The following is an 8,398-nucleotide window of genomic DNA, read 5'->3' on the forward strand; positions in this document are numbered from 1 at the left end:
TAAGTTTTTTATTTCGTTTGTTGCTTTCGACGTTATTGTCCTCGGCGACTTGTCCTATATTACACCCCCGTAGATCAACCGTCAATACCTTTTATCTTTTTTATTTTATAAATCATAAAAGCTTTGCCCTCTCTTAATTTCTAACACAGCCTTAGAACTTCTTAAACTTATGTATTCAAACTAACAATCTGCAGCCTACACTCTCTAACTTAATACTAATACTTTTCTAAAGAATGAATGTGAGACCAAGTAAATATATATTAAGGATAGTATTTTTTCTTTTAGTACGTCCTCCCTCCTGCTCATCTCTAGGGAGATTATAAATAAAACACTTCTCTTCTTTACCTTTAAAATCTAATATACTTAGGAGGCGTTATGAAATGCATGTTAATAAAAAGATAATTTATGTATCCCATGATGCCCATTTCCACGGAGCACAGCTACTTTCTTTACATACTATTAAGGCTCTTAAAGAAAACTTTGATTACTCTGTTGCAATTATTTCTATTGGATCAGGTATTTTAATTCCAGATTTTCAAAAGTACGGTCCTGTTTATTGTCTCGAGCAAGGTTATCAAACAGAAGAAAAGGTCGAATTATTAATAAAGGATTTATTATCACAGGATTTTACCCTCGCCATATGTAGCACTGTCATAAGTGGCGATATCGTCGCATTACTAGCTAGACACAATATAAAAGTTGTTTCATTAATACATGAATTACCGCATTTAATACAACAGTACTCTGCTGAAGGGAAAGCTAAAAACATCGCTGAATTTGCTTACAAAGTTGTCTTCCCTTCACAATACGTATATGAAAAATTTCGTACAATCACTGAATTGGATCCTCAAAAATGTCACATTCTCCCTCAAGGTTTGTTTAACCACAATCCTTATAAAAACAATATCGCAAAAGCTAGAAATGAGTTACGTAAGAAGCTTAACCTGCCTCTAGATAGCAAAATTATCTTAGGTGTAGGCTTCGCAGATTATCGAAAAGGAATAGATTTATTCTCACTTATCTCTTACTCAGTACGAAAGACTCACAAGGATATTCATTTCATTTGGGTAGGGAGAACGGACGTTCAATTCCTGAATACACTGCCCCCTAAATATAAAGCACATTTCACATTAGTCGATCCTACTCCCGATATCGGATTATATAACGCCGGGGCTGACTTATACTTATTAACTTCAAGGGAAGATCCTTTTCCAAATGTTGTTTTAGAAGCATTAGATGCAAAACTTCCTGTTATAGGGTTTAAAAATGCTGGAGGTTTTGAAGATGTTGTTACAGAAAAAACTGGTGCCTTAGTAGATTTTTTAAATTTACCCAAAATGCTAGAAAAAATATATGAATTTATTCATGATGAGGGATTACGATTACAAAAGGGAAGCTTTGGCCAAGAACTTATCGAAAAAAACTTCAATTTTCTTAATTACATTTATCAATTACTAGATCTTCTCGAACATAATTACAAAAAGATAAGTGTAATCATACCGAACTATAATTATGAAAAATACTTACCTGCTCGAATCGAATCAATATTAAACCAAACCTACCCTCTTTACGAACTAATTTTCTTAGACGATGCCTCCACTGATCATAGCGTATCAACTTTTAAAAAGCTGCTCTCAAAAGAAAATAAGACCCACCTGAAGGTTCAACAGGTTATTAATGATAAAAACTCTGGTTCTGTATTTAAACAATGGATAAAAGGAGTCTCTGCAGCAACTGGTGATTATATTTGGATCGCAGAGGCCGATGACTTATGCGATAAGACATTTTTACAAGAGGTGATACAGGGGTTTTATATAAATAACAATATTACCTTAAGTTACACACAATCAAAACAAATTGATGAACAAGGAAATGTATTGGCTAATCATTATTTAAATTACACAAATGATATCGATAAAGAAAAATGGAAAGGCCCCTATTTTCGAAAAGGCGTCGAAGAAATACAAGATACGTTACTTATCAAAAACACTATACCTAATGTTTCAAGTGTAGTTTTTAAAAATATAGATATGAAGAAAACAGAAAAACAGTTAGAGAAGTTCAAAATAGCTGGTGATTGGTTTTTCTATGTTTCTCTTCTTACAGAGGGAGATATTTACTTCAATCCAGCCCCCTTAAACTATCATAGACGACATTTAAATAGCGTAACAAGAACAGAAGATTCATACTCCCATTACAATGAAGTTGTGCAAATGCAAAATTTCATTAAAGAAAGATTTACTATCGACGACATTTCTAAAATGAAAATGTATACATATAGAAAGCATCTTAAAGCATACTTAAAAATTTAAACTTGTGCTTTCTATGCCATCAATATCTCTTGTAAGTTGCTACTATTACTTAAGGGAGGAATACTCTTTGAAAGACTTTATAGAGGAACATAAAGATTTAATTTCTCAAATCGCACACAGCTATAATGTAAATGCAAGTATCCATCCTGAGGATCATATCTTTCAGTTCATTGTCACTAATCCCGTCTTCCCATCAAAAAAAGAAGCGATAGATTACTACTTTAAAGATGGGCAAAACTCAGCACAAATACTCTTAAACTTAATTACTTCCCTTTATCCTCCTACAGGCAATCCAATTAAATTGTTAGAATTTGCATCCGGATACGGCTGCGTAACACGTCATTTATTAAATCTACAAGCGAATTTGAGTATAACCGCTTGCGATATACACGAAGAGGCTATTTCCTTTATTGAAAACAAATTAAATAGTTCTTCTATATTATCTCATCCTGAGCCTGAACAGTTAAAATTGGACTCCTCTACGTACGATATCGTTTTTTGTCTATCCTTTTTCTCTCATATGCCTGATACAACTTGGTTTCGTTGGCTGCAAACATTGTATAACGCTGTTTCACCTGGTGGTTTATTCATTTTCACAACCCATGGCTATCAAAGCAAAAAATACTTCGGGTTTCCAAATTTAAATGAAAAGGGCTATTGGTTTCTCTCTTCTAGTGAACAATTCGATTTAGATGTGAATCAATACGGACAAACGATAGTTAGTCCCTCTTACGTGTGTGACAAAATTAAATTATTACCCCATAACCCAATTATCAAAAAGTATACTGAAGGATTTTGGTGGGAACATCAAGACCTTTGGGTTATAGAAAAAGAAGTAAAATAATAACCCACGCTCTGCTTATACAAGTAGAGTGTGGGTTATTGTTTTTTACTATATAAGAACTCTTCAATCCATAGCTTATTTAATCTAATCCCATGTTTAAAATCTATTTTAGGTTCCCAATTCAATTCTTGTTTTATCTTATCAATATTTAAAATGATTTTTTGAACGTTCTCTTGTTTTTGTTTGTAACAGATAAAATCCACTTTTCTTTCTGTTATTTTCTCTAATTCCACTATAATTCGTTTTAAAGAAAGACCTTTGCCACTCCCTATGTTGTATACGCAAGATTTCAATTGATTTAATTGTGCTAGTTGTATAGTAATTTCAACTAAATCATCGATATAAATATAATCTCTAATAATCTCCTCTGGATTCCCATATATATGAATCCTTTCATTACTGAGATGCTGGTACAAAAAACAATTTATCGCCCCAACTTTTTTTAAGGGGTTTTGGTATTTTCCATACGGATTAGAATATCTACATACAACATAATCTATTCCATATTTTCTCTTATAAAAATACAAATAATTCTCCAGCGAAACTTTTGTTATTCCATACGGGGAAAGTGGTCTTAATGGATGTTTCTCATCAATAGGCAAATATTCAGGTTCACCATAAACTGTGCCTCCCGAAGAAGCTAATATAATTTTTTTAATACGAAAATCTTTAACACTTTCCATGAAATTAAGAAAAAATAGACTGCTATTAATATCACCGAAAACATCTTCAATTGAAGTTGCTACGTTAGACGTCGCAGCTAAATAAATAATAATATCTATATTCACTAAAGCCTTATATATATCCTCAACATTTTTTAAATCACCTTTAATAAATTCAACTTCACTTACAATATTTTGAGGAAAATTATTTATATGTCTGGAAAATACTTTTACATTTTGCCCCTGTTTCAATAAACCCAATGCGAGGTTGATACCAATGAAACTATTTCCACCTACTATTAAATAATTATTCTTCCTCATAATATCATCTCTCTAGTAGTAAATTTTTCCCGTCTTCAAACCTAAAAATATACACAAATAAACTGGATCATTTCGATTATTCATCTTCTTATCATTGTATGTTTGTTATAAATTTTCATTATCTTTATTTTCTATTTTCATTTTAGAATAGCTTCCTTATTCTGGTTGACTGCAAAAACACTCATAATATTTACTCATCCCCATGAATATATTTAATAAACAATCCTCACTTGTTTAACCCATAAAAAAACTTCTAAATACACAAGTTTTTCAAAAAAGGAGTGCGAAACTCATGAAAAATATAAATCAAGAACTTTTAAATCATGTAATTCTACATAAAGATCGAATTCCACATTACCATAAAGACTTTCCGATTATACTATTTTGGAGTCATAGAAGCGGATGCACCGCGTTAGCTAATTGGTTCTTTTTTCAAATCGGATTATTTACTGAAGCAAAGAAATACAATGACTTTATTCATTACTATGAGTTCTGGGTGTATAAGAACAATACAAATTACATACCAGAGTTACAAAATGGTCTTCTAGAGGGTAAAAAGGATGTTTGTAAACTTGTGCGAAATCCCTATACAAGGGCTGTCAGCTCATTTCTATTACTTGCTGACAACCCATATGCTAGCCCTCAATGGGAAAGTATCCGTCATTATTTTTACAATGACAAATATAGTAATCAAGGAATATCATTTAAACAATTTTTATATTACGTTCAGGCATTCAGCTCCAATTCTCTAGCGTTAGATATACATTTTAGTCAACAATACGTCCCTGGTGAAGAAAACTTCATCCAATGTTATATTCCTTTAGAAGATTTTAATACACAAATCACCAAACTAGAACACACGTACGATTTGATAAAATCCCCTTTAGCACTTCTTACAAATTCAGATCATCATCGCGCACATAAGATGATTTATGCAGGGAGCTATGCAGAACTTAGCATTACAGATACAGACTTCCCACAATTTCCAACATACGAAAGCTTTTATGATAAAGAAACTATGGATTTAGTTACAGAAATATACGCACAGGATTTTGAAATGTACCCATACACGAAAGGGATATTTTAAGTCTATACATTTTCCCATGAATAAAAGCTGATGCATCGCATAGCATAAAGTGAAACTTTAATTCGATTGGGGGTTCTCTTCAACTGATTATTCCCTTCTCCTAATCGCAATTTTAAGAGATACCTAACTTTCCCCCATTCCCCCTTTGATTTCGCTGATTGTTGACGTGTATCATACTTTCCATAAATAGATTGCATTTAACATAGGAGGGATGTCGTGTGGAAATCAATTTGAAACACAATAATGGGTACTGCGTTATTTGCGAAAAGAAAGCTACATTTATAGAGCATAATGATTGGCTTAGAGATCATTATTTATGTTCTACATGTAACTCTATACCAAGGCAGCGAGCTTTAATCCATGCTTTGCATACATTTTTTCCAAAATGGGATTCCTATAGTATCCACGAATCCTCTCCTGGAGGGATTACAACTCAGCTACTATTAAAAAACTGTAAAAACTATACTTATTCTCAATACTTTAGAAATTATCCTCTTGGCCAATACTTTCAAGGTATTAGATGTGAGAACTTAGAAGACATGACTTTTGAAGATGAATCTTTTGATTTATTCATTACTCAAGACGTTTTTGAGCATGTAATGACGCCAAACAAAGCCTTTAAAGAAATAGAACGAGTATTAAAACCTGGCGGTGCTCATGTATTTACTGTCCCTTGGTATCATACACTCACAAAAACTGTGCAAAGAGCAAGAATGAATCAAGAGGTGATCGAATATATTGAAGAGCCCATTTATCATGGAAACCCTATTGATGAAAATGGATCTTTAGTAACGTTCGATTGGGGGCAGGATATGATTGAATATATTTATACACACACCAATATGTATACCATTGTTTATTTACAAAAGGATAGATCACTAGGATTAGATGCTGAATTTTTACATGTTTTTATTAGTAAAAAGCAAGAAAATAAAGTTTAATCACTATATAATTCGGAGGTTTAACAAATGAATAACTTTAAGTTAGGAAGTGATTTTGATTACCTTGTTAATTCACTATCTGATGTCGAACTTCTAAATTTATTTATACAAAGTTGTTCGCAAACAACGGTAAATGGGATTCCCGTACCTAGGTTTCCTCCTGAAGAAATTCAAAAACAATTTGTAGGTGCTTCCTATGAACATGCTCTTTACGAAGCATATTTGTTTTATAGACATATAAAAGAATACGCCCAAAATTTAGGGGTTCCCTTGAATAAAGAAAGTAAAGTTTTAGACTTCGGCTGCGGATGGGGAAGAATTATACGCTTCTTATTTAAAGATGCCTCTGATCAAAATTTACTTGGCATTGATGTCGATCCTGCGATGATCACACTTTGTAATGAAACACTAGGAAGAGGGATATATAAAACAGCAAGTCCACATCCCCCTGTAGAATTTATTAGTGACAATTCATTAGATATCATATTCGCTTATTCTGTATTCTCACATTTATCCGAAGCAACTGCTGAAAATTGGGTAAAAGAATTTTCAAGAGTTCTTCGCCCTGGTGGAATCTTCATCGCAACAACACAAGCGCGCTATTTTCTTGATTTTTGTCAACAATTCCAAGAACATCCTGAATTAATTCAAACAGGATGGCATAAAACTTTATCTCAAGCTTTTCCAGATATACATCGCGCCATCTCGGATTATGAAAACGGCAAATTTGTTCACAGTCCTACTGGTGCAGGGGATGTTAGAAATAGTAGTTTTTACGGAGAAACTGTTATACCTAGGACTTATATTGAAAATCATTATGAGAAATATTTAAAGCTACAAGACTTTTTTGATGATGTAAATCGATTACCACAGGCCCTCTTTGTCCTTCAAAAAATTTAATTCCTTTCATTCAACGTAATAAATTTCATGACGAAAAGCACTTTCTATTTCAGCTATATATCAAATTACCTAATACTCTCTTATTAAGTAAGCTTAAAAAAATCCAATACATACCATAAAAAACAGTAAACAGATAACATATCTCTTGTTTTAAAATTACTTCACCAAATCAAGAATAACTTCCCAACACTTGAACTACGAAAAACATGAGGGGGATATAACTTGAAAATAATAGCTTTTTACTTACCACAATTCCATCAAATTAAAGAAAATGATCGATGGTGGGGGAAAGGATTTACTGAATGGACAAATACTAAAAGTGCACGACCTTTATTTTCAGGACATTATCAACCTAGGGAACCTTATCAAGATTTTTATTACGACTTAACTACCCCCTCCGTAAGAAAGTGGCAAGCGGAAATCGCTAAAGCATACGGTATATATGGTTTTTGTTATTATCATTACTGGTTTAAGGGAAAAAGGCTATTAGAAACACCCTTTAATGAGGTACTAAAGATGAAGGAACCTGACTTCCCTTTTTGTCTTTCTTGGGCAAATGAACCATGGACAAAATCTTGGGATGGTCTCGATAAACATATATTAATGCCTCAAGACTACGGAGATATATCTGATTGGAAGGAACACTTTGATTATTTATTACAGGCTTTCCAGGATGAGAGATATATTTATATAGATGATAAACCTCTATTCATTATTTATCGTCCAGGACATATTCCTGATTGTGAAAAAATGCTTAATTACTGGAATGCATTAGCGCGAGAAAATGGTTTAAAAGGTATATACTTTGCTGAAACATTAAACAGTTTTCCACTACCTAATATAAATGGATTCGATGCTAGCATTCAGTTTGAACCTTTCTATACAATTGCCCATGATAGCTCTTCAGACATAAATAAGGTAATATATGATTCTGATATGCAATTAAATGTTTGGGACTACGATAAAGTATGGATGTATATATTACAACGATCGCTCCCAAAGAAAAAAACATTTCCCGGGGCTTTTGTTGATTGGGATAATACTGCACGACGTAAAAACGCAAATAGCAGCATCTTTGTAGGTTCTACCCCTGAAAAGTTCAGCATATATTTAAGCAAGCAAATTCATCGTACTTACTCTTTTTATAACAGCGAGTTTTTATTTATTAACGCATGGAACGAGTGGGCGGAAGGAACTTACTTAGAGCCAGATAAAAAATATGGATTTTCTTATTTAGAAGGGGTTAAAAATGCAATTGATAGAGGTATGAAAGCATACAAAAAAGACGAGTCATTCTGACTCGTCTTAAGCTTGCTTGGCGACGTCCTACT

7 protein-coding genes are annotated in these 8,398 nt (G+C 32.9%); 6 read left to right on the plus strand and 1 reads right to left on the minus strand.

Features of this window, described 5'->3' with window-relative positions:
* Positions 1-380: 380 nt before the first annotated feature.
* Together DN404_RS29215 and DN404_RS29220 are read left to right on the plus strand one after the other, a co-directional pair.
* On the plus strand, positions 381-2,312 hold the full coding sequence (locus DN404_RS29215; RefSeq protein WP_086388122.1) for a glycosyltransferase: 1,932 nt from the start codon (positions 381-383) through the stop codon (positions 2,310-2,312).
* 67 nt (positions 2,313-2,379) lie between these two features.
* Entirely contained in the window at positions 2,380-3,156 is a 777-nt protein-coding gene (locus DN404_RS29220; RefSeq protein WP_149215801.1) for a class I SAM-dependent methyltransferase, read from the plus strand.
* A 35-nt stretch (positions 3,157-3,191) separates the two neighbouring features.
* Here DN404_RS29220 and DN404_RS29225 read toward each other — a convergent pair whose 3' ends face one another.
* The gene (locus tag DN404_RS29225) at positions 3,192-4,139 is read right to left on the minus strand and encodes an NAD-dependent epimerase/dehydratase family protein (RefSeq protein ID WP_001230834.1); all 948 of its coding nucleotides are present in this window, start codon (positions 4,137-4,139) and stop codon (positions 3,192-3,194) included.
* A gap of 292 nt (positions 4,140-4,431) precedes the next feature.
* Here DN404_RS29225 and DN404_RS29230 point away from each other — a divergent pair, with 292 nt between their 5' ends.
* The 4 genes from DN404_RS29230 to DN404_RS29245 all read left to right on the plus strand — a co-directional run bounded on the left by DN404_RS29230 (position 4,432) and on the right by DN404_RS29245 (position 8,366).
* The gene (locus DN404_RS29230; RefSeq protein WP_149215802.1) at positions 4,432-5,226 is read left to right on the plus strand and encodes a sulfotransferase family 2 domain-containing protein; all 795 of its coding nucleotides are present in this window, start codon (positions 4,432-4,434) and stop codon (positions 5,224-5,226) included.
* Between the two features lie 218 nt (positions 5,227-5,444).
* Positions 5,445-6,167 (plus strand): class I SAM-dependent methyltransferase, encoded by a 723-nt coding sequence (locus DN404_RS29235; RefSeq protein ID WP_149215803.1) that lies wholly within the window; start codon positions 5,445-5,447, stop codon positions 6,165-6,167.
* 27 nt (positions 6,168-6,194) lie between these two features.
* Positions 6,195-7,067 carry a class I SAM-dependent methyltransferase gene (locus DN404_RS29240; protein WP_025710433.1) on the plus strand — a complete coding sequence of 291 codons (873 nt, stop codon included), beginning with the start codon at positions 6,195-6,197 and terminating at the stop codon, positions 7,065-7,067.
* Between the two features lie 222 nt (positions 7,068-7,289).
* Positions 7,290-8,366, plus strand: a complete 1,077-nt coding sequence (locus DN404_RS29245; RefSeq protein WP_044306950.1) for a glycosyltransferase WbsX family protein — start codon at positions 7,290-7,292, stop codon at positions 8,364-8,366.
* Positions 8,367-8,398 lie beyond the last annotated feature (32 nt).

Source organism: Bacillus sp. TE8-1 (assembly GCF_008368855.1).
GTDB lineage: Bacteria > Bacillota > Bacilli > Bacillales > Bacillaceae_G > Bacillus_A > Bacillus_A cereus.

Coding starts and splice junctions, on each gene's coding strand:
- DN404_RS29230 (WP_149215802.1), top strand. CDS start 4,432: ATGAAAAATATAAATCAAGAACTTTTAAATCATGTAATTCTACATAAA.
- DN404_RS29215 (WP_086388122.1), top strand. CDS start 381: ATGCATGTTAATAAAAAGATAATTTATGTATCCCATGATGCCCATTTC.
- DN404_RS29225 (WP_001230834.1), bottom strand. CDS start 4,139: ATGAGGAAGAATAATTATTTAATAGTAGGTGGAAATAGTTTCATTGGT.
- DN404_RS29240 (WP_025710433.1), top strand. CDS start 6,195: ATGAATAACTTTAAGTTAGGAAGTGATTTTGATTACCTTGTTAATTCA.